General features: G+C 34.9%; 22 protein-coding genes. 5 read left to right on the top strand and 17 right to left on the bottom strand.

Translation table 11 applies throughout. The features are described 5' to 3' along the window. Positions 1 to 45: 45 nt before the first annotated feature. Together dltC and dltD are read left to right on the top strand one after the other, a co-directional pair. Positions 46 to 285, top strand: coding sequence for a D-alanine--poly(phosphoribitol) ligase subunit DltC (gene dltC / locus ACQKNR_RS10420; protein WP_002171029.1), 240 nt, complete (start codon positions 46 to 48; stop codon positions 283 to 285). After that, positions 282 to 1,457: a D-alanyl-lipoteichoic acid biosynthesis protein DltD gene (gene dltD, locus ACQKNR_RS10415; RefSeq protein WP_427317567.1), complete on the top strand. Its 1,176-nt coding sequence runs from the start codon at positions 282 to 284 to the stop codon at positions 1,455 to 1,457. The genes dltC and dltD overlap by 4 nt, the downstream gene beginning before the upstream one ends. 17 nt (positions 1,458 to 1,474) lie before the next feature. On the opposite strand, the gene ACQKNR_RS10410 is transcribed toward dltD, so the two are convergent. Then, a complete protein-coding gene (locus ACQKNR_RS10410) occupies positions 1,475 to 2,569 on the bottom strand; it encodes an NAD(P)H-dependent flavin oxidoreductase (RefSeq protein WP_427317565.1) in 1,095 nt (364 codons plus the stop codon). A 115-nt stretch (positions 2,570 to 2,684) separates the two neighbouring features. On the opposite strand from ACQKNR_RS10410, the gene ACQKNR_RS10405 reads away from it, so the two are divergent. Then, positions 2,685 to 3,605 (top strand): S66 peptidase family protein, encoded by a 921-nt coding sequence (locus tag ACQKNR_RS10405; protein WP_427317563.1) that lies wholly within the window; start codon positions 2,685 to 2,687, stop codon positions 3,603 to 3,605. Positions 3,606 to 3,632: 27 nt separating this feature from the next. On the opposite strand, the gene ACQKNR_RS10400 is transcribed toward ACQKNR_RS10405, so the two are convergent. The 3 genes from ACQKNR_RS10400 to ACQKNR_RS10390 form a co-directional block, all read right to left on the bottom strand. Continuing rightward, positions 3,633 to 4,031, bottom strand: a complete 399-nt coding sequence (locus ACQKNR_RS10400; protein WP_427317561.1) for an SseB family protein — start codon at positions 4,029 to 4,031, stop codon at positions 3,633 to 3,635. A 63-nt stretch (positions 4,032 to 4,094) separates the two neighbouring features. Then, positions 4,095 to 4,673 carry a cysteine hydrolase family protein gene (locus ACQKNR_RS10395; protein ID WP_427317559.1) on the bottom strand — a complete coding sequence of 193 codons (579 nt, stop codon included), beginning with the start codon at positions 4,671 to 4,673 and terminating at the stop codon, positions 4,095 to 4,097. Between the two features lie 10 nt (positions 4,674 to 4,683). Further along, on the bottom strand, positions 4,684 to 5,094 hold the full coding sequence (locus ACQKNR_RS10390; protein ID WP_427317557.1) for a carboxymuconolactone decarboxylase family protein: 411 nt from the start codon (positions 5,092 to 5,094) through the stop codon (positions 4,684 to 4,686). 126 nt (positions 5,095 to 5,220) lie between these two features. Here ACQKNR_RS10390 and ACQKNR_RS10385 point away from each other — a divergent pair, with 126 nt between their 5' ends. Both ACQKNR_RS10385 and ACQKNR_RS10380 read left to right on the top strand, forming a co-directional pair. Next, a complete protein-coding gene (locus ACQKNR_RS10385; RefSeq protein ID WP_427317555.1) occupies positions 5,221 to 5,673 on the top strand; it encodes an Lrp/AsnC family transcriptional regulator in 453 nt (150 codons plus the stop codon). 100 nt (positions 5,674 to 5,773) lie between these two features. After that, positions 5,774 to 5,956, top strand: a complete 183-nt coding sequence (locus tag ACQKNR_RS10380) for a DUF3913 family protein (protein WP_000707104.1) — start codon at positions 5,774 to 5,776, stop codon at positions 5,954 to 5,956. A 39-nt stretch (positions 5,957 to 5,995) separates the two neighbouring features. On the opposite strand, the gene ACQKNR_RS10375 is transcribed toward ACQKNR_RS10380, so the two are convergent. From ACQKNR_RS10375 to ACQKNR_RS10315, 13 genes are all read right to left on the bottom strand, one after another. Then, positions 5,996 to 7,009 (bottom strand): CPBP family glutamic-type intramembrane protease, encoded by a 1,014-nt coding sequence (locus ACQKNR_RS10375; protein WP_427317553.1) that lies wholly within the window; start codon positions 7,007 to 7,009, stop codon positions 5,996 to 5,998. Between the two features lie 269 nt (positions 7,010 to 7,278). Then, the gene (locus ACQKNR_RS10370; RefSeq protein ID WP_427317551.1) at positions 7,279 to 8,067 is read right to left on the bottom strand and encodes an ABC transporter permease; all 789 of its coding nucleotides are present in this window, start codon (positions 8,065 to 8,067) and stop codon (positions 7,279 to 7,281) included. Continuing rightward, on the bottom strand, positions 8,067 to 8,969 hold the full coding sequence (locus tag ACQKNR_RS10365; RefSeq protein WP_427317549.1) for an ABC transporter ATP-binding protein: 903 nt from the start codon (positions 8,967 to 8,969) through the stop codon (positions 8,067 to 8,069). Before ACQKNR_RS10365 ends, ACQKNR_RS10370 begins: the two co-directional genes overlap by 1 nt. Positions 8,970 to 8,983: 14 nt before the next feature. Next, a complete protein-coding gene (locus ACQKNR_RS10360; RefSeq protein ID WP_427317547.1) occupies positions 8,984 to 9,766 on the bottom strand; it encodes an ABC transporter permease in 783 nt (260 codons plus the stop codon). Then, positions 9,763 to 10,461 (bottom strand): ABC transporter ATP-binding protein, encoded by a 699-nt coding sequence (locus tag ACQKNR_RS10355; protein ID WP_427317546.1) that lies wholly within the window; start codon positions 10,459 to 10,461, stop codon positions 9,763 to 9,765. Before ACQKNR_RS10355 ends, ACQKNR_RS10360 begins: the two co-directional genes overlap by 4 nt. Next, complete coding sequence (locus ACQKNR_RS10350) at positions 10,458 to 10,838, bottom strand: GntR family transcriptional regulator (RefSeq protein WP_427317544.1); 381 nt, start codon at positions 10,836 to 10,838, stop codon at positions 10,458 to 10,460. The genes ACQKNR_RS10355 and ACQKNR_RS10350 overlap by 4 nt, the downstream gene beginning before the upstream one ends. Before the next feature lie 201 nt (positions 10,839 to 11,039). After that, positions 11,040 to 12,422 carry a putrescine aminotransferase gene (locus ACQKNR_RS10345; protein ID WP_427317542.1) on the bottom strand — a complete coding sequence of 461 codons (1,383 nt, stop codon included), beginning with the start codon at positions 12,420 to 12,422 and terminating at the stop codon, positions 11,040 to 11,042. Further along, the gene (locus ACQKNR_RS10340; RefSeq protein ID WP_427317540.1) at positions 12,423 to 13,916 is read right to left on the bottom strand and encodes an aldehyde dehydrogenase family protein; all 1,494 of its coding nucleotides are present in this window, start codon (positions 13,914 to 13,916) and stop codon (positions 12,423 to 12,425) included. A 289-nt stretch (positions 13,917 to 14,205) separates the two neighbouring features. Then, entirely contained in the window at positions 14,206 to 16,335 is a 2,130-nt protein-coding gene (locus ACQKNR_RS10335) for a sigma 54-interacting transcriptional regulator (RefSeq protein WP_427317538.1), read from the bottom strand. A gap of 144 nt (positions 16,336 to 16,479) precedes the next feature. Then, positions 16,480 to 16,728, bottom strand: a complete 249-nt coding sequence (locus ACQKNR_RS10330; protein WP_427317536.1) for a hypothetical protein — start codon at positions 16,726 to 16,728, stop codon at positions 16,480 to 16,482. A gap of 27 nt (positions 16,729 to 16,755) precedes the next feature. After that, entirely contained in the window at positions 16,756 to 17,046 is a 291-nt protein-coding gene (locus tag ACQKNR_RS10325) for an SAV0927 family protein (protein ID WP_193411495.1), read from the bottom strand. Between the two features lie 17 nt (positions 17,047 to 17,063). Then, entirely contained in the window at positions 17,064 to 18,344 is a 1,281-nt protein-coding gene (locus ACQKNR_RS10320; RefSeq protein WP_427317534.1) for a Glu/Leu/Phe/Val family dehydrogenase, read from the bottom strand. Positions 18,345 to 18,528: 184 nt separating this feature from the next. Continuing rightward, positions 18,529 to 19,878, bottom strand: coding sequence for an APC family permease (locus tag ACQKNR_RS10315; protein WP_427317532.1), 1,350 nt, complete (start codon positions 19,876 to 19,878; stop codon positions 18,529 to 18,531). Positions 19,879 to 20,113: the final 235 nt, after the last annotated feature.

Here is a 20,113-nt window from a genome sequence, read left to right as displayed (position 1 = left end):
AAGTTGCACATATAATATATTTCGGATATAAAGGAGATTTTAAAAATGGCAGAATTTAAAGAACAAGTATTAGATATTTTAGAAGAAGTATGTGAAAACGATATTGTGAAAGAAAATTTAGATGTTCAATTATTTGAAGAAGGTATTCTTGATTCTTTCGCTACAGTATCTTTATTAGTAGAATTCCAAGAGCGTTTAGATATCGAAGTTTCTATTTCTGATTTTGACCGTGACGAGTGGGCTACACCAAACATGATCATTAAGAAGTTGGAAGAAATCCGATGAAAAAAGCAAAATTTGGTCCGATGCTTTTAGCATTGGCCCTTTTTGCTGTATTCTTACTTATTCCAACGCGCTTCCTACTTCCACTTGTAAGTGATGAGAAGGTAGAACAAGCTGCAACTTCTTTAAAAGAAGAAAAAATTCAAAGTATGATTTTACAGCAAAAGATGTTAGCAGATCCAAAATATCTTCCGATGTACGGTTCGTCGGAATTCGCACGTATGGATGCTTTTCATCCATCGAATTATTTCAAAGTAAAACCTGAAGGGTTCACACCATTCCTTCTTGGACGCGGCGGAACACAAGACTTTGTACATGTATTAAACTTCGCATCTACAATGGATCAATTGAAAGATAAGAAAATGGTATTCGTTCTTTCACCGCAATGGTTTGTACCACAAGGTATTGATGAAACACACTTTGCACCTAACTTTTCAAAACAACAAGGTTACCACTTCATTTTCAACAATGATTTAAAACCTGAAATGAAAAAACAAATTGCACAGCGTTTATTAAACTTTGAGATTGTTAAGAAAGAAACTTTATTAAAAACTTCGCTTGAAGGTATCGCTTATAATGATACGAAACATAAAGTAAAAGCACTTGCTGCTAAACCTTTTGCTTATATTTATCGTAACATTTTAGATCGTAAAGATTTATTTACAGCAATGTTTGATATTAAACCGTATAAAGAAAAACTTGACCCTTCATTAAAACAAATGAACTGGGAAGAAGCTCGTAAACATGCGGATCAAACAGGTGCAGCAGAATCAGTGTCTAACGAATACGGTATTGAAGATGGTTACTTCAATAACAAAATTAAGAAAAAATTAAAGCAGCGTGAAGGCTACTTAAAAAATGAGGCTTATGACCAATCACCAGAATATGAAGACTTACAACTTGTACTTGATTTATTAAAACAATCTGGTGCAAAACCACTCTTCATTTCTGTTCCTGTAAAAGGTCCTTGGTACGATTATGCTGGATTCCCGAAAGAGCGACGCGAAGCGTACTATAAGAAAGTTCATGAGCAAATCGAGAAAGCTGGTTATCCAATTGCCGACTTCTCAAATCATGAGTATGATAAATACTTCTTAAAAGATCATATGCACTTAGGTTGGAAAGGCTGGGTTTACATCGACGAAGCGATCCAGCAATTTTATAAAGCAAACTAATAAAAAGACCGCTTGAATTACTCAAGTGGTCTTTTTCTATATACATTTTGTAATTGTTCGATTACATTCTCCGCTTCTTTCATGACCCGCTCCACTACGTGCTGAGCTGATTCTATTCGTGCTAATGACGATGCTTGTCCCGCCCAAAGCGACATGTATTCGCCTTTATTTTGCTTCGCTGCTTCTTGACGTATTTTAGAAGTTAATACGTTTTGCACTGGATACATCGGAAGCCCTTCTTCTTTTCCTTCATGTTTCTCTATAAATTCATTACGAATACCCCGTGCATATTTCCCGGAAAACGCACGGGTTACAGTTGTACTCGTATCTGTACTTTGTAATACGGCCTCTTTATATGCATTATGTGTAATACTTTCTTTACTCGTTAAAAAGGCTGATCCCATTTGAACAGCTTCTGCCCCTAACACAAATGCCGCAACAAGCCCTTGTCCGTTCATTACACCACCTGCTGCGACAATCGGGATGTGCGGAACTGCTGCGACTAACTGCGGTATTAATGCAAACGTACCAATCATAGCATCTTGTTCTTTACCGATAAACGTTCCTCTATGCCCTCCTGCCTCGCTACCTTGTCCGGCGATAATATCTACCCCTAACTCGGCCAGTTCTTTCGCTTCTGCTACATGAGTAGCTGTTCCAATAACTTTTATTCCGCTTCTTTTTAAATCATTTATTTCTTCTTTTTCTAACGTTTGAAATGCAAAGCTAACGACCGGTACCTTTTCTTCTAATAGCACTTGTAATTGTTCTTTATAGCTTTTGGGAAGCTTTAAAGTCTTTTCCTCCTCTATACCTAACTCTCTATTCACTCCACTAAGTAAGACTTTCGCCTCGTTTACCTTCTCTTCTTCTATTTGTATCTCTTTCGTTAAAAGTAAATTAACACCGAAAGGCTGATTCGTTAACTGCCTTATTTTATAAATCGCTTCACGAATTTGTTCTGGGCTCATATAGCCTGCTCCAAGCGTCCCTAGTCCTCCGCTATTACTTACAGCTGCAACAAGTTCTGGCGTTGTAATCGCACCTGCCATACCTGCTTGAATGATGGGATACTTAATTTGCAATATGTCTATTACTCGACTTGTAAACATCATTTTCCCTCCTATCCCCCTTATATCTTCTTTATTTGACAAGCTTTCCCCTTCTTTTACAAGGTTTGAACTTCATATGAAGCGAATATATTGAAAGAGAAGGAGGCTGAGAACAATGATTTATCCAAATGCGTTAAAAAAAGGTGATACAGTAATGATTATTGCACCATCTGGCCCGCCAACACTTGAGAATGTATTAAAAGGTGTGAACGTATTACAAGAGATGGGGTTATCCGTAATAATTGGGAAGAGCGTTTATGAGAAGTATGGATATTTAGCTGGAAGTGACCAAATTCGTCTTGATGATATACATGAAGCCTTTACAAACAATGAAGTAAAGGCAATTTTCTGTGCACGAGGTGGTTACGGAAGTGCTCGTCTCCTCCCCCACATTCAATATGAAATTATTCAACAAAATCCTAAAATCTTTTGGGGATATAGCGATATTACAGCTTTACATACTGCTTTTTCACGTTATGCAAAGCTTGTTACGTTTCATGGTCCAATGATTGAAGAAATAGGAAAAGGTATAGATTCTCTCTCTTTATCTTCTTTCAATCAGCTCTTCCACCCGTATTCATCTATCTTATCTGCATCAGAATGTATCGTACCTAGCTCACCATGTACAGTTACAGGCACATTAATTGGAGGGAATTTAGCTGTGTTAACGAGTATAATCGGCTCACCTTATGAAGTAAATACAACCAATAAACTTTTATTGCTTGAAGATATCGGGGAAGAACCGTATCGCATTGATCGTATGTTAAATCAACTACTTTTATCTGGACAGTTTAATGAATGCAGCGGTGTTATTTTTTCAAGTTGCCACGACTGTACTCCTTCCAAACCATCCCAATCGTTGCAAGCAATATTATATGAATATTTCACGCCATATAATATACCTGTACTATTCGGTTTACCGATTGGACATATAAGTCCAAATATCGGTATTCCACTTGGAGCTACAGCGACAATAAATACAAATAATAAAACACTCTCTATTTCTCCCGGCGTAGCCACTCCATGTTCAAATTAAAAAGGAAGAGCAATTAAGCTTTTCCTTTTACTTATAATAATTAAAAATTCGTCCAGATGCGATATCGGCAATTTCTTCTGGAATAAATGTTTTACTTATATCAGTACCAACGTTTAATACAGCTGTTGCATCTTTCTCGATGCTACCAAATAATTCTTTTCCACGTATCGTAACAAGGGGTGTACCTTCTGGTAACACATCTTTTACAAATTCCAATTGTGTAAAGAACGGAACAATCCATCTTCCTTCTCCTTGGAAATGACGCAAACGAAGTGTTCCTTCCGTTGCCCCGTCTTCTGCTTCTACCGAGCCAGCAACATAAAACTCCGTTGTTAAAAGCAATTCATAAAATTCCTTTTGCTTTTGTTTATCATCCCCTGCTAAAACGAGTACTTTTTCTATTTTCTTTACTGGAATTTGCTCCATATGATGCCACCCCTATTTTCAAAATGATTATACTTAGATTATACGAAATATTCTTATTTTTTTCTACATAATTCCGCAATTATTTTCTCGAAATAATTTTAATACTTCTTTTGTCGTCACAATCGTAGCAAATTCTTCATGTAAATTTACAAGTGTCATATTATGAATAGCCTCTGCACTATACTCTGTCCCGTCTGGACCTGTACGATTAAAAGTAGCCGTCGCATCGCTCACTAAATACGTTGTAAACCCTAAATTACTTGCCATCCTTGTTGTAGTCTCTACACAATGATTTGTTGTTAATCCTACAATCACTACCGTATTACATTTTCGCTCTCTTAATTGTTCTTCTAAATTTGTTCCAATGAACGCGCTATTAACAGATTTTTGAATAACTACTTCACCTGACAGTGGTTTCACTTCTTCTTTAAAGTTTACTGTTTCTGCTTGTTGATAAAACATCGACTGAACATTTTCTTTATTTACATGTTGAATATGAAAAACTGGTAGTTTCCTTTTTCTCCATTCTTCTAACAAACTTCTCATATTTTCTTCAGCCAAAAGGTTATTTCTCTCGCCCCAGTATGGTAATTGAAACGCCTTTTGTACATCAATTATGATAAGTGCTATTCGATTCGTCATCATTTTCTCCTTAATTTGGTTGTAATTGAAACAGAAAACCAAGTTGTTGTGATGCAGTAATAAAACAAATATAAGCGCACAGCTCTACAATTTCTTTTTCCGTCCAATATTGTTTTAATACACGAAACATAGTATCATCTATCGCCTTTTTATCGTGAACAAATGTATGCGCAAAAGTAACTGCTACACTAATTTCTTCTACCTTTTGCATCTCATCAGGTCTTCCCTTTGCCATGCAGTACGGACATTCATTCCCATAAGCTAATGTTCTTCTCACTTGCTCCTTCAGCTCTGCCGAAAGAGTCCCTTTATGATACAGCGTATCCTCTAACGTGCTCCATGAATTTAATATATCTGGATTATGACCTAATAACTTTTGAAACTTTGTATCTCCTACATTTGATAATGAAATTCTCTCCATCATTTCCCCTCCTATTTCCTTCTATTTTATTGTAAAATAAACGAAGTTCACTTTACATTTCATATGAATCTTAATTCATATTTTTTCTTTACAAAAATTATCATTTTACTGGAGGTATATTTACAAATGCAACTAGACCGTGTTGATCGAAAAATTTTAAATGAATTATATAATGATAGTCGCCTTTCCATGCGCGAATTAGCAAAACGAGTAAACTTATCTGCTCCGTCTACTACAGAACGTGTTCGTAAACTTGAAAGTGAAGGCATTATTCAAAAATACACAATCGATATTGATTATAAAAAAGCAGGACTTGTTTTAGATTGTATTTTAGAAATCACTTTAAAAAATGGTGATACAACACGTATGCAACAATTTATCCAGTCTTATCCATCTGCAAGTTTTTGTTATCGAGTAACAGGAAGCTTATGCTACATCGTAAAAATTTCTGTTCCTTCACTCGTTGAACTTGAAGAATTTATCAATGATGTTTCTTCATACGCAACGACAGTTTCTCATATCGTATTATCAGAAGTATCTCTTACTCCGGACATTGAACATATCTTCCCAGAAAGTTAATTGATCTTTATTCATAAAAAGATGAAAAACCCCTTACAAAAAGAATAAAAATGATATATTATGTATTAAAATACATAAAGTTCGAGAAAGGGGCTTTACATTGAAAATCTGGTTTTATGAAAAAACGGCACAATTAGATGACTTGCTTGGTATTTGGGACAATGTTCCGACCATCCCTCGAATTGGTGAAAAAGTGGAGATTTTAAAAACAGTCCGTATCGTTACAGATATTAAATATGTAAAGAACGGTAATAATTTTCGTGTAGAGATTATTACGAATTAAAAAACATCTCTCCTTTTATACAGGAGAGATGTTTTTTAATTACCTATCATGCGCCTTTTTTATAACAATTTTATCTTCTTCTACAGATACTGTTACATAGTCATTTTCCTCTAACCGGAGCTTATTTACTACTTCATCTGGTAATTCTACAGCCATCAATCTATCCGTTACAATCACTTGGCTATATATTTCATTTTCTTCTGATGCGTTCACTACTTTTTCTTCATTTATGAAGCGAATCGGTGGCACACCAACTTCTTTTACTATACGCCATTGTTTCCAAATGTAAGGGATTAGCCAAAGTAACCCGACAATCGCAAGGCCAATGCCGATCCATAAATTACTTTGTGCCTGCAATTCCGTAATCGAGATTGCATCACTTCCCTCTCCCCCTACAAATTGCATACTTGTTGCAATCAAATTATTTAATGCATGCACAGCGATATTCGTCCATATATTTTTCGTCTTTATGTATAAAAGGCACATAATAACACCAAACATGAAAGCACCGATGACATCAAAATGTCCTAAACCAAAAATAAGTGAAGATATAATTACAGCTCGTTTAATCCCCCATTTATAAGCCATTCTCTGTAAAAAGAAGCCTCTAAAAATAACTTCTTCCATAATAGGCGCTAATACACATGCTGAAATGAAAGTAAATATTGTCATATATATGTTACTCGTATTAATAACATTTCCGTCTTCTAACACACTCACTAAGAAATTAGGTAACGTATGTGCTAATATGTAAAATTGAATATGGGATATACCAACTGAAAAAATCATTCCCATTATCGTCGCTAATAAAATTAATCCCCACGGTAAACGTCCTGGCTTATCAAAAAAACTTTGAAACATAACATTATTTTTATTTGTTTTTACGTATAACCAAAATAACGGAAATACAAAAAATACAGTTATTTGTGAAATAACCTCTACCGTATTATCAGAAACATTTGATAGACCTAACGGGATCATCGTAAGGAACAACCCTATAATCATCCATCCAAAAAAGCTACGTAACCTTATGCGTGAAAATGCATATTGCAATATTGAACACCTCCAAAGATAGTTAAAATAAAACTTTAATTAATGTTTTATAGAAAACCCCTCTCCTACAAATGGCAGGATAACTAAATTATAATATGAATATAGTTGAAATTCTTCCTATTTTTCTCAAAAACTTTCGAATAACATATCTCTTAAAAATATATAGTAATCAATTTATTTAATATACCAGATCGCTGTTCTTCAAATTGAAAACTAGGAGAAAGTTATGTAATAAAAATCCCCGTTTTTACAAGCGGGGATTACTTTTATTATAATACGTCACGTTTTTGGAATAATACACTTGATGCTACAAGTAATACAGCAAAATATGCAACTACAAGTAATAATGAGGTTGTAAACGTAAATTCTGTAAATGGTGGTTCTGAACCACGATTAATTAATTTATTGCCGTCATAAGCATTTAAATTTAAGTGGAACAACACAACAAATTTTGCGGTGCCCTTTGCAAGCATCATAAGCATCATCTTAATTGCTCCTTGCAAGAAATATAAGAACAACGTAATAATTAATGGCAATACGGATTTTCTAAATACATTTGCTAAGAAAAAGGCAAGTGTTGCAAAGAAAAATGGTGATACAAGTTGATATACAATTGTTTTTAATAGAATCGCTAACGTTAACTCTGTTTTACTATTGTCCATTACAATCCCACCAATAATCATGGCAATTAACGTACTAGCAAGTACAATAAATAACATCGTTAATAACACCGTAATATATTTAGAAAATAAAACTGTAATTCGTTTTCTTGGACGAATTAGTAATTGTTTAATTGTTCCTTTTTGAAATTCATCCGTAATTGTACGAGAAGCTGTTGTAATTCCAAAAATCGTGGCAAATAATATAATTAGGCCGACACCTGAACTTACAAAATCTATTACAAAATCTAAGTAAGATCCACTCAAACTACCGGCTTCACCCCATTTTACCATTACTACAGCTCCTAAAATCTCCAATAAGGCAATCACACCGATTAAAATATACATCCCTTTTTTCGCATGTAACTTCAAAAATTCATTTTGAACTAATTTAAACATTACGCTTTCACTCCCCCAGTAATCGCTAAGAACTCATCCTCTAACGTTTTATTTTGAACAGTAACGCCATAAACAAGCACATCGTCATTCACAAGTTTTTTTACAAGTTGTGGAATGCTCTCTTTTGTTACAGATGCCACGATTACATTTCCTTGTGCCTTACCTTTAATGATTTCATTCGCTTTCTGAACTTCATCTACTTCAAACGCTACAACTACTGTCTCGTCATGTTTCGCTTGTTCATGTAAGTTGTACTCTTGTACAAACTCACCTTGTTTAATAATAACGACGCGGTCACACATTAATTCAATTTCACTTAATAAGTGGCTTGATACGATTACTGCAATATTTTCTTCTTTCGCTAAACGCTGTAAATAATCACGAATTTGGCGAATACCAGCTGGATCTAATCCATTTGTCGGCTCATCTAAAATTAAAATTTTCGGTTGATGAAGTAATGCCTGTGCAATTCCTAAACGTTGTTTCATACCAAGTGAATATGTTTTCACCTTTTTATGAATTGCATGCTCTAATTCAACAAGTTTTACAATTTCATTGATACGCTCTTTACTAATAGGTGTAATTGCCATGTTCGCAAAATGCTTTAAGTTTTGCATACCAGTCATGTAATCATATAATTCTGGATTTTCTACAATCGCTCCAATTTGCTCTAACGCCTTTTCACGCTCCGTGCGAATACTATGACCACAAATTGTAATATCGCCTTCTGTCATAGAAATAAGACCTGTCATCATACGAATTGTCGTCGTCTTACCACTACCGTTCGGTCCAAGGAATCCGTATACTTCTCCTTCGCGAACCTCAAATGATAATCCACGAATAATTTCTGTTCTACCTATCCTTTTTCGGACATTTTCTAATTTTACTACTACATTTCCCAATGCCGATTCCTCCTTTAGACTTCTAGTCTTTTATCGATTATGCGACCTGTTATATAAACAAGTAGAATAAATATTCCTATAGAAAAACTAAAACTATATAAATTCATAAATTTTTCGGGATATAAATAAACCCCGCCATAAAACGATTCATCTATATATAATAATTTATCCATAAAATAACCTCTAGGTACGAGCTTACCTAATGTTGCGTATATCATGCTCATTGCTTTACTTAATGTAAAAAACAAAGCAAAGATAACACCGTATTCACTTTTCTTCTTAAGAGAAAATACCTTCACACTCGCTGTTACAAAAAGTAAAATAAGTAACTCACTAACCAAATTAAATACAAACAAAACTGAAGATACTATTTGTTGCAACGGTTTTTGAGTTAAACCAATAAACGCTTCATACATTTCAGTACCTTTTATTAATTTAATAGAGATACTATATAAGAATATTGTACCTAAAAGTTCAAAAATAGCTAAATAGATAAAAGCAAATAACAATATCGCTAAAACAATTTTTCTACCTGATGTCGGTGTTAATCGAAATAATGTGCTCTCAATCATTTTTCCGAAAGCAGACATCGCTTGAATGAATATCATTACTACAAAAATTATATATATAAATATAACTAACATAATTATGATTGTTTGGCTTATTTCTCCCGATTCCTTCTTAATATAATTGCCCATACATACAAAGGCAACAGCCACAACAAATATAAATGACAACAACAAAATAACAATCTGCTTTTTATTCATATTGTACATATATATTAAGCTCGACTTCATCTACTAAACACCTCCTTAAACACATCCGTAACGGCTTTTCCTCGCTGGAAACGTAACTCCTCTACATTTTCGTGAAGTATACTCTCACCATCTTTTAAAAAGATTACTTCATCAAAAATATTTTCAACTTCTCCGATTAAATGTGTTGCAATTAAAATGGTACAATCTTCGCGATAAAACTGTAAAATAAGTTCCAATACGTGTTCTCTAGAAACGAGATCAATCCCGCCCAGCGGTTCATCTAGCACGTATAACTTCGCTTTTCGAGAAAACGTTAAAATAATTTGAAGTTTTTCAACCATACCTTTTGATAATGCTGCAATTCTTTCTTCTAACGGTATTTTAAATTCGGCGATCGTATCTACAGCTTTTTGAATATCGAAGTCTTTATAAAAATCTCGATAGAAAAATAAAGCGTCTTTTACAGTCATCCAATCATCAAAGACAGGCTTATCGGACATAAATGAAACGATTTCTTTCGTCTCTAATCCTACCTTTTTACCATCTATTGTAATACTACCTTCAGAAGGGTGCTGCAAGCCTGCAATCATTTTCAATAACGTCGTTTTCCCGCTCCCATTATCTCCAACAAGCCCTATAATTTTCCCTTCAGTAATCTCTATGTTTAATTCACGGACCACTGCTTTTAACCCGTATCTCTTCCATAAATTTTCTATTTTTAGCAGCTTCGTCATTCACTCTCCTCCTTTTTCTCATTTAATGAAGAACGAAGAATTGAAAAAATTTCTTCTTCTGAAAAACCTAAATTGTCCATTCCATCTATAAAAGAATGAAGTAATTCTTTCGCCATCTCTTTGCGCAGCTCCATAATTTTCTCCCCTTCATTCGTTACATATCGTCCCATTCCTCTACGTGTTACAACAACTCCATCCCGTTCTAACTCTTGAAATGTACGTTGAATCGTATTTGGATTTACTTGTAATTCACTCGCTAATTCACGTACAGATGGAATTTTATCGCCAGGCAATAAATGACCTGTTACAATTTCTTTCTTTATGTATTCCATTACCTGAATATAAATTGGTGTATTTGGAGAAAATTCGATTTTCATTTCTTCCCTCCTTCTGTCTTAGTGTACTAGTTAAATAGTACACTAAGACAAAGTATATGTAAATACTTACAAATAAAATGTAATAAAAAGGCAGTGTAACTCTCGTTACACTGCCTTCTTGGAATCAAAACCAGTAAACCCATTAAACGAAACCCATAATGGTTTTACTAGTTTGAATTTATATATAATCTTATACGAAAATTATTTCACCTTTACTTGCGCTAGTACAGATTTAAACGTATTAATGACTGTATCTACTTCTTCATAACTAATTGTTAGAGATGGTTCAATACGAATTGTTTTTGAGTTAATCAATGTTCCCGCAACCAGAATACCTTGATCAAACATTGCTTTTGAAACTTCATAACCAATCTCGTCTCTATGGAATTCAATACCAATCATTAAACCTTGACCACGAATTTCAAAGATTTTATCTTCGTGTCCTTCTGCTGCTTGTTTCAATCCTTTTAAGAAATACTCCCCAACTTCCGCAGCTCGTTCCGGTAATTTCTCTTCCAATAATACATGGATTGTTGCAATTGCAGCAGCACATGCAAGAGGATTTCCTCCAAATGTTGTTGTATGCATAAATGGATTTTCAAACCAACTTTTGAATACTTTTTCTTTCGCAACAATAGCTCCCGCTGGCATTACACCTCCACCAAAAGCCTTCGCAAGACAAATAATATCCGGTACAACATCATATAATTCTGCAGCAAACATTTTTCCTGTACGTCCCATTCCAGTTTGTACTTCATCAAAAATAAGAAGTGATCCAAACTCATCACAAAGCTCTCGTACTTGTTTCAAATAATTTTCTGGAGGTAAAATAATACCGCCCTCTCCTTGAATTGGTTCTAAAATAACTGCTGCAACATCTTCTCCCACTAATGCACATGTCTCAAACGTTTTTCTCATCATCTCAATATCGCCAAATGGAACGTGGCGGAAACCCGGAATTAATGGTAAAAATGGCTTACGGAACATTCCTTTTGCCGTTCCGGATAAAGAACCAAGACTCTTACCATGGAAAGCACGAGTTGTAGAAATGAAAGTTGTTCGTTCACTATACATTTTTGCTAGTTTTAATGCTGCCTCTACGCTTTCTGTTCCACTATTTGTAAAGAAGGCGTATTTCAAATCACCAGGTGTAATGTCTGCTAAAATCTTTGCAAGAATTGCTCGAAGTGGATCTAGTAAATCCTGACTGTGCAATGCTTGACGCTTTAATTGATCTGTCACAGCTTTTACTACTTTCGGATTACGGTGACCAACATTGTAAATTCCGAATCCACCTAAACAGTCAATATATTTTTTACCATTAATATCCATGAAACAGGATCCTTCATCAGACCATTCTACTGCTGCAAATTGTCCATCCTTTGTTACCGTTTTTCTATAGGCTAGAAAACCAGGATTCACATGCTCTCTAAATCCATCTACTGTTTCTTTTTGAATCCAGTTTGCCTCTTCTTCAGAAACCTTTTCTTTTTCAATTAACTGTAGTACTTTCGTAATATACTCATTTACATTTGAACCTTTTACATCTTGCTCATTCAATTTATTTTCTACGTTCGTTCCCATCTATTTCACTCCTACATTTTTTTTATTTGCAAACCAACCAATAGGTTCTACTTCTAGATTTATATTAATCTGCTTAATTTCTTGAAATTCCTCTAAACCAAACGTTCCTAGACTACGGCCTATACCACTTTGCTTATATCCACCCCAAGGTGCCTCATTGTATGTTGGATGATAGCTATTAATCCACGTAATTCCTGCGCGAAGCTTGCGAATCACGCGCATTGCTTTTGCACCATCAACCGTAAATACACCTCCAGCTAAGCCATAATCTGTACCGTTTGCTAACTTAATTGCTTCCTGTTCATTTTTAAACTTTTGAATTACTACAACAGGACCGAAAATTTCTTCCTGTACAATGCGCATATCGGGTTTTACATTGACAAAGACCGTTGGTTCAATAAAGAAACCCTCGCCTTTTCCATCCGTCAGTATCCGCTTACCTCCACAAGCAATGTCTGCGCCTTCGTCTTTCCCAATTTCAATGTAGCGTAATACTTTTTCCATATGTTCTTGACTTACAAGTGGTCCCATTTCTGATTCAGGATTATCACCAGGCCCAACGTTAATTTGCTGTGCTCGCTCCACAAAACTATTAACAAATCTATCGTAAACGCTTTCTTCTACTAGAATTCTCGATCCTGCTGAGCATACTTGTCCACTACCTGCATAAATACCAAATAGAGCATAATCAATAGCCGTTTCAAAATCTGCATCTGCAAAAATAATATTTGGAGATTTCCCTCCAAGTTCTAGCGAAATCTTTTTCATATTATCTGCTGCTGTTCTCATAATGTGCTTACCTGTTTTTGTTCCACCTGTAAAGGAAATCATATCCACTTTATTACTCGCTGCAATTTCATTTCCTACTATTGGACCGGCCCCCATTACCATATTGGCAACACCTTTAGGTAGCCCTACTTTTTCAAGGATTTCGAATAGCTTTGTCGCAGTGATTGGTGTCACTTCAGAAGGTTTAAACACAATTGTATTTCCAGCTGCTAAAGCAGGTGCAATTTTCCATACACTCATCAATAGCGGATAATTCCATGGAACAATTAATCCACAAACACCAATTGGCTCTCTTACAACCATCGCTTGCATCGGATCGGCTACGTGATATGTTTGACCATCTGGCTTTGTAATCAATCCAGCATAATAGCGAAAACAAGCCGCTGCATCTCCAATATCTCCTTCGGCCTCACGGTACGTTTTTCCATTATCCATTACTTCAAGGTACACTAATTCTTCCATATTTTTATCAATTTCATCTGCTATTTTAAATAAATATGATGCCCTTTCAGCAGTGGATGTTTCTGACCAAATTCCGCTATCAAAAGTCTCTCTTGCCACTTCTATCGCGTATTTTGCATCCTCGATTGTTCCCTCAGGTGCATATGCTATACCCTTGCCATTCGCAGGGTTAATAATCGTTCTTTTCTCTTGATTACTAGACTCTCTCCATTCACCGTTTACATACATTTTTAAATCTAGCACTATATTGAATCCCCCTTTATCGATCGTTTATATATTTATAAGCAATTTTCATGCCAATATTTAAAATACAAAGGAATCCTATAAAAACTAACTATATTCTTACATGTAACAAAAAAGAGTTATGCATTTTTGCATGCACTATTCCATTTTGCATAAGACAGAACATCAATCAGTGCCATTATCATCTTTCATTTTGCTAAAATTTAAGATGATAGTACTTACTGCCCACAAATAGCGGAAAACTTAATAAACTAGCAAAAAAGGAGAAGTCCATGTGACCTTCTCCTTTTTAGGAATAAGAGATTATATCAGCCGCTATCCCTTTTTCGCTAATAATTTTTTGATATTTTCGACTCACTGAAGATTGGCTGATGCCAAGAGCTTTTGCAGCCTTAGTCGTTGTTTTATACTGCTTCATTGCAAGTAAAATCAATTGTTCTTCTACAGAATGTAGTGCTTCTTGCAACGGTAATACTCTTGTAATAACTGGTTTTGATTTTTTAAAGTCATAACCGGGTGTTAAAAACTTGCTAACAAACTCTGCTTCAATTACTGGATCGTCTGCTGATACTACTAAACGTTCAATCATATTTTGTAATTCACGTACATTTCCTGGCCATGAATAAAACTCTAGTAGGTTAAGTGCATCCGGAGTTAAATGATAATTTTTATTATATTTTTCATTTAACTGTTGTAAAAAGTGAAAGGCAAGTACTGGAACATCTTCCATTCGCTCTCGTAGAGGAGGAACTTGCAATGGAATTACATTTAAGCGATAAAATAAATCTTCACGGAACGTTCCTGCCTCTACCATCTTTTCAAGACTCTTATTTGTAGCGGCAATGATTTGCACATTTATTTTCGTAGGTATTGTACTTCCGATAGGAATTACCTCTTGTTCCTGTAGGACTCTAAGTAATTTCACTTGCAAATGTAAGGGCATTTCTCCAATTTCATCTAAAAATAAAATACCTTGATCAGCTCGCTTAAAATATCCTTCTTTTCCATTTTTATCTGCTCCCGTAAAAGCACCTTTCGTATAACCAAATAGTTCACTTTCTAACAAAGTTTCTGGAATTGCTCCACAATTTAATTTTAAAAATGGCTTTGCAGATCGCTTTCCAAGTTGATGAATTGCTTGGGCAATTACTTCCTTCCCGACGCCCGATTCTCCAGAAATAAGAACATTGGAAGAAAAATCTGCTATTTTTTTAGCTTGGTTAATAATTTGTTCCATTTTTGGACTACAGTAAATAAGCTTCTTAAGAAAGCGATCTTTATTTTTAAAGTCATCTAATTCCTTCTTATATTGCTCTGATATCTTCTTTATTTCATGTAATTCCGTCTTCAATCTCGTTGCTTCTGTAATATCTCTTGAGGCAATAATAATACGATGAAGCTCTCCACTTTCACTAAATACAGGATTTCCAACCGCTAATATTTTCCTTCCGTTTTTTGTTTCTTGTACAACGGATACCTTTTTTTGCTGTTCCAGCACTAATCGCGTAACAGATGGACTAAATAATCCTTTCTTTTCTAAGTCTAAAAGATTTTTTCCTAAAAGATCTTTCAAATTACTTCCCCAAAAATCATTGATAACGGTTTCACTATAACGAATTAATTCCCCTTTATGATTAACAACTAATATTTCATCATAAATACTAGACAAGATTGCATGTAAATCTTTATTTAAATCCTTGATATACTCAATTTCCATCGCCATGTCCTCAACCATCGGCAAATCTTGTACAATAATAACCATTCCTTCAATACTTTGATCAAAGTTTGGAATAGGACTATAGTCAACTAATACACCCATCTCATTTGTGATTTGTAATTGATTCAAAATCGTTTTTCCCGTTGCAAATACGTTATTAATATGTTCTTCATTAAAAATCTGTTCTGCTGGTACATTCATAACTTTTTCAGGAGTCGATTTAATCATCTTCAAACCAGATTCATTACAATTTACAATTTTTTTTTCACGATTTACTACAAAAATCCCCATTGGAATAGACGTTAAAATAATTTTCAGTATATCAACACTCTGATTTTCTTGTTTAAATAGTTCTGCAAAAACATCTTCTCTTCTTATATACCCTGTTGGCTCATCCATTTCATTTTTTACTATGGCAATCGGCGCTCCAATAATTTGAAAAAGAGCTGTTAAAGAAATATCTTTACTAAGATGACATATTGTATCTAGCGAAACAGCATTTGCAAGCAGTGCCTTGGAAGTTAATCCCTTACTGTTTGATAGCAGATCCTTAACATGAACGTATGCAAATAATTTCTCTCCTCTTTTTAAAAATAAAAAAGACTCTTTTATATTTTCAATCTCTATATTCCATTCCTTTTCAGATTGATCGATAGGCAGAGAAACAATAGGTCTAATTTTTTTATGAGCAATGGAAAACATTCTGCTATTCCTCCTTTGAACTACTTAACTTGTATTGTATCATTAAATGCAGATTTTTTTAATTAATCTGAAAATAAAACATTCCTTCTTTTGTTTAATAAAAAAAGGAAGATGAACGCCTCCATCTTCCTCATTGTTCTATCATTAATCACTACCACTAACGAAAAGGTCTTCTTGAATATAAGCTAATACCATACCTGGAATTACTTTATCTCCTGCCTCTACTTCTAAGGAATGAACTTCTCCACTACATCCCATTTTAATTACTTCCAGTTTACCACTCATATCTTTAATAGAAAATAATGGCTCCCATTCATAAACTCGAGAATCCTTATCGATAGACACTTTTTCAATTGTTCCATAGCATGGACTCGTAATAATATCATAGTACATAATCAATCATTCCTTTCTTTTATTCTATTAATATTGTTCTTCTAACCTTTGTGACTGAAGAATCATATGGAAAAAGCTTTGAAACTCTTCTATATCTTCTACCTCAATTCCTAGCCTTGGTGCCCAATATTGTTCCTCCCCAATATCTTCTTGACTTAATAAAATCATTCTCCCATTTTGAATAGAGGTAACCATTGCTTTTCCAAGAAACTGTTGTGAATACGTAACAGCTATATCATAACGATGACTATGCGACAAAATACAATAATAACCGATCTGTTGTCTCTCTACTTCTTCTAATAAAATATCCAGTTTCATTTTGGCCCTCCTTTAGGTTAAAAATGCAACCAACCTCTTAGGCGCGATGCTTCTACAATCTTGTGAACCCCTTCAATATACGCAGCAATTTTCATATTTACTCCATAGCGTTTAGAAGTGTCAAGTACGTTAGAAAAACTAGAGGTAATTTTCTCCTTTAGACATTGATCAACATATTGCTCTGTCCAGTAATACCCTTGGTTATTTTGACACCATTCAAAATAAGAAACAATCACGCCACCAGAGTTTGCTAAAATATCTGGAACAACCAAAATCCCCTTTTCTTCTAACATGGTTATCGCCTCTTTTGTTGTTGGACCATTTGCAGCCTCAATGATAATCTTACATCCAAGATTTCCTGCATTATGTTTCGTAATCACTCCCCCAATTGCCGCTGGAATGAGTACATCACATTCTTTTTCTAACAACTCCTGATTAGAAATTGTTTTACTAAAGAGATTCGATACTACACCAAAAGAATCTCTGTTTTCTAGTAAATAAGGAACATCGAGACCGTCTGGATTATAAATCCCTCCTATAGCATCTGATACCCCAACTACTTTCACATCAATATCATATAAATATTTCGCCAAATACCCTCCAACATTCCCAAATCCTTGAATAATAACTCGCATATTTTGTAGCGGAATTTGTTTTAACTCACTTACTAACTGAAGTGTATACAATACACCTTTTGAAGTTGCTGTTTCTCGGCCCTGTGATCCTCCTAGCATTAACGGTTTCCCGGTAATAAAGCCTGGAGAGTCAAACTCCCTGATATGATCATATTCATCTAGCATCCAAGCCATAATTTGCGCATTTGTATACATATCAGGGGCTGGAATATCTTTCGTCGGTCCTACAATTTGACTTACTGCTCTTACATACCCACGACTTAGTAACTCTAGTTCTCTAAAACTCATCTCCTGCGGATTACAAATAATCCCGCCCTTTGCGCCTCCATATGGCAGCCCTGTCACTCCACATTTCAAGCTCATCCAACCAGCAAGTGCTTTTACTTCTTCTGCCGTAACATCTGGATGGAATCTAATACCGCCTTTTGTTGGCCCTGCTGCGTCGTTATGCTGAGCGCGATACCCTTGAAACACCTTTGTTGTTCCATCATCCATTCGAACAGGAATGCTTACTTCTAAAAAGCGCATCGGTTTTTTCAAAAACTCGAATACTTCGTCTGGATAACGTAAAAAATGAAGCGCCTCTTTTAATATAGATTGAAATTCCTCTAAAGGATTTTCAAGTTCAACTGTATTTGTTTGTTTTTCTGATTGAATTGGCATGATAACACCCCGCTTTATATTTATTACTAATTGTACAAAGCAATAATCGTGCCAAGTGAAAATACTAGGTTAATCATATCGTGTCATCCCCTCACTTATGAATCTTTGAATGACTTATGCAATACTGCATGATTATCAAATATAAAAGCAAAAGACACCGGAATCTATCCGATGTCTTTTGCTTTTATATTTCCTGTACTTCTTCAAAATGCATTTGCGGAGGAGCTGAGCGGAACATATTTGTAATATATAGAAGGTACCCAATTCCAATAACAGCCCAGCAAAGTCCCAGAATAAGTGAATGAATATTGAGGTTAAACCATAATACTGCTACAGTACCAGCACCTAAAATAGGCATAACTAAGAAATTTAAACAGTCTTTTATCGTCTTATACCTTTTTTGCTTAATGATATAGTAGGAAATTACAGATAAATTAACAAATGTAAATGCAATAAGCGCCCCAAAGTTAATAAGAGATGCTGCCGTTTCTAAATCAATGAATATAGCGGAGAGCGAAATAATCCCTACAAGAATAATGTTATATACTGGAGTTCGCCAGCGAGGATGAATGTATCCGAATATTTTCTTCGGAATTACATTATCTCGCCCCATTACGTACAATAATCTGGACACACTTGTATGAGAAGCTAGACCGGACGCCAGTGTCCCCATAAGCGTTCCTACTAAAAAGAAAGCTTGAAATAGTTTTCCACCAACATATAACGCAATTTCTGGAGATGCTGATTCTTGATCTTTAAATACAGATGTATCTGGAAAAAAAGATTGTGTAAAATACGTAGTAGTAATAAATAAAATCCCACCGATTAAAGCAGTAAGAAAAATAGCTCGAGGAATTGTCTTCTTCGCATTTGGTGTCTCTTCTGCAAATGTAGTTACTGCATCAAAACCTAAAAATGAAAAACAAAGAATTGTCGCACCTGCAACTAACGGTGATATTTGTATATCTGATTGAAAAAACGGCTGAATGGAAAAAACTTCTCCTGTTCCCTCTCCCGCTAGTAAACCTTTTATAACTAGAAAAACAAACACGGCCATTACTAGCACTTGAAATATTACTAAGAACGTATTGAAGTTAGCAGTAACATTTACGCTAATCATATTTATTAATGTAATCAGTAGAACAAATCCAATGACCCATATCCAATTAGGAACACTCGGGAAAAATGCTGACATATAAATTCTCGTTAATAGTGCGTTCACCATCGGTAGAAATAAATAATCTAATAATGCTGACCATCCAACAAGAAATCCAAGCCTTGCACTAATTGTCTTCTGTGTATACGTATAAGCAGATCCTGCGGTAGGAAAAACCTTTACCATTTTGCCGTAGCTTGCAGCGGTAAACAACATTCCTGCTAATGCAATCAGATAAGCTCCTGGAACATGCCCGCCCGTTTTTTCAGAAACGATCCCAAATGTATCAAACCCAACCATCGGTGTCATATACCCGACCCCTAGCATAACAATTGACCAAAGCCCTAATGAACGTTTTAAACCAACCACTTTTCCCACCTATCATTCCTCCTACTTTCTCTATCTACTTTCCATTTAAAGATTGACAGCCAAAAGGAAACGCTTTCAAATCACCATATATATCAAACTAAGTATTACCTCCTTTTTACGTTTTCTAAATATTCATGCAATTTTCGAGCCAAAATTTCTAGCATTTAAAAATTCAATACGAAAAAGAACGTATAGGTAGAATTGGGCCTCATTTCTTCTTATTTTTTATTCATTTTGACATAAG

Origin of the sequence: Bacillus sp. NPDC094077 (assembly GCF_050279465.1) — a bacterium.
In the GTDB taxonomy this organism is placed as follows: Bacteria; Bacillota; Bacilli; order Bacillales; family Bacillaceae_G; genus Bacillus_A.
The sequence above is the reverse complement of the archived record's forward strand: the minus strand, read 5'-3'. Positions and strand labels throughout refer to the sequence as shown.

Bases quoted from the DNA above. Each gene is read 5' to 3' on its own strand.
- ACQKNR_RS10385 (WP_427317555.1), top strand. From the start codon at position 5,221: ATGCAACTAGACCGTGTTGATCGAAAAATTTTAAATGAATTATATAAT.
- ACQKNR_RS10405 (WP_427317563.1), top strand. From the start codon at position 2,685: ATGATTTATCCAAATGCGTTAAAAAAAGGTGATACAGTAATGATTATT.
- ACQKNR_RS10395 (WP_427317559.1), bottom strand. From the start codon at position 4,673: ATGACGAATCGAATAGCACTTATCATAATTGATGTACAAAAGGCGTTT.
- ACQKNR_RS10410 (WP_427317565.1), bottom strand. From the start codon at position 2,569: ATGTTTACAAGTCGAGTAATAGACATATTGCAAATTAAGTATCCCATC.
- ACQKNR_RS10370 (WP_427317551.1), bottom strand. From the start codon at position 8,067: ATGTTTAAATTAGTTCAAAATGAATTTTTGAAGTTACATGCGAAAAAA.
- ACQKNR_RS10400 (WP_427317561.1), bottom strand. From the start codon at position 4,031: ATGGAGCAAATTCCAGTAAAGAAAATAGAAAAAGTACTCGTTTTAGCA.
- ACQKNR_RS10320 (WP_427317534.1), bottom strand. From the start codon at position 18,344: ATGCCAATTCAATCAGAAAAACAAACAAATACAGTTGAACTTGAAAAT.
- dltD (WP_427317567.1), top strand. From the start codon at position 282: ATGAAAAAAGCAAAATTTGGTCCGATGCTTTTAGCATTGGCCCTTTTT.
- ACQKNR_RS10325 (WP_193411495.1), bottom strand. From the start codon at position 17,046: ATGAAACTGGATATTTTATTAGAAGAAGTAGAGAGACAACAGATCGGT.
- ACQKNR_RS10390 (WP_427317557.1), bottom strand. From the start codon at position 5,094: ATGGAGAGAATTTCATTATCAAATGTAGGAGATACAAAGTTTCAAAAG.
- dltC (WP_002171029.1), top strand. From the start codon at position 46: ATGGCAGAATTTAAAGAACAAGTATTAGATATTTTAGAAGAAGTATGT.
- ACQKNR_RS10350 (WP_427317544.1), bottom strand. From the start codon at position 10,838: ATGAAAATCGAATTTTCTCCAAATACACCAATTTATATTCAGGTAATG.
- ACQKNR_RS10330 (WP_427317536.1), bottom strand. From the start codon at position 16,728: ATGTACTATGATATTATTACGAGTCCATGCTATGGAACAATTGAAAAA.
- ACQKNR_RS10335 (WP_427317538.1), bottom strand. From the start codon at position 16,335: ATGTTTTCCATTGCTCATAAAAAAATTAGACCTATTGTTTCTCTGCCT.
- ACQKNR_RS10355 (WP_427317546.1), bottom strand. From the start codon at position 10,461: ATGACGAAGCTGCTAAAAATAGAAAATTTATGGAAGAGATACGGGTTA.
- ACQKNR_RS10345 (WP_427317542.1), bottom strand. From the start codon at position 12,422: ATGGGAACGAACGTAGAAAATAAATTGAATGAGCAAGATGTAAAAGGT.
- ACQKNR_RS10360 (WP_427317547.1), bottom strand. From the start codon at position 9,766: ATGAAGTCGAGCTTAATATATATGTACAATATGAATAAAAAGCAGATT.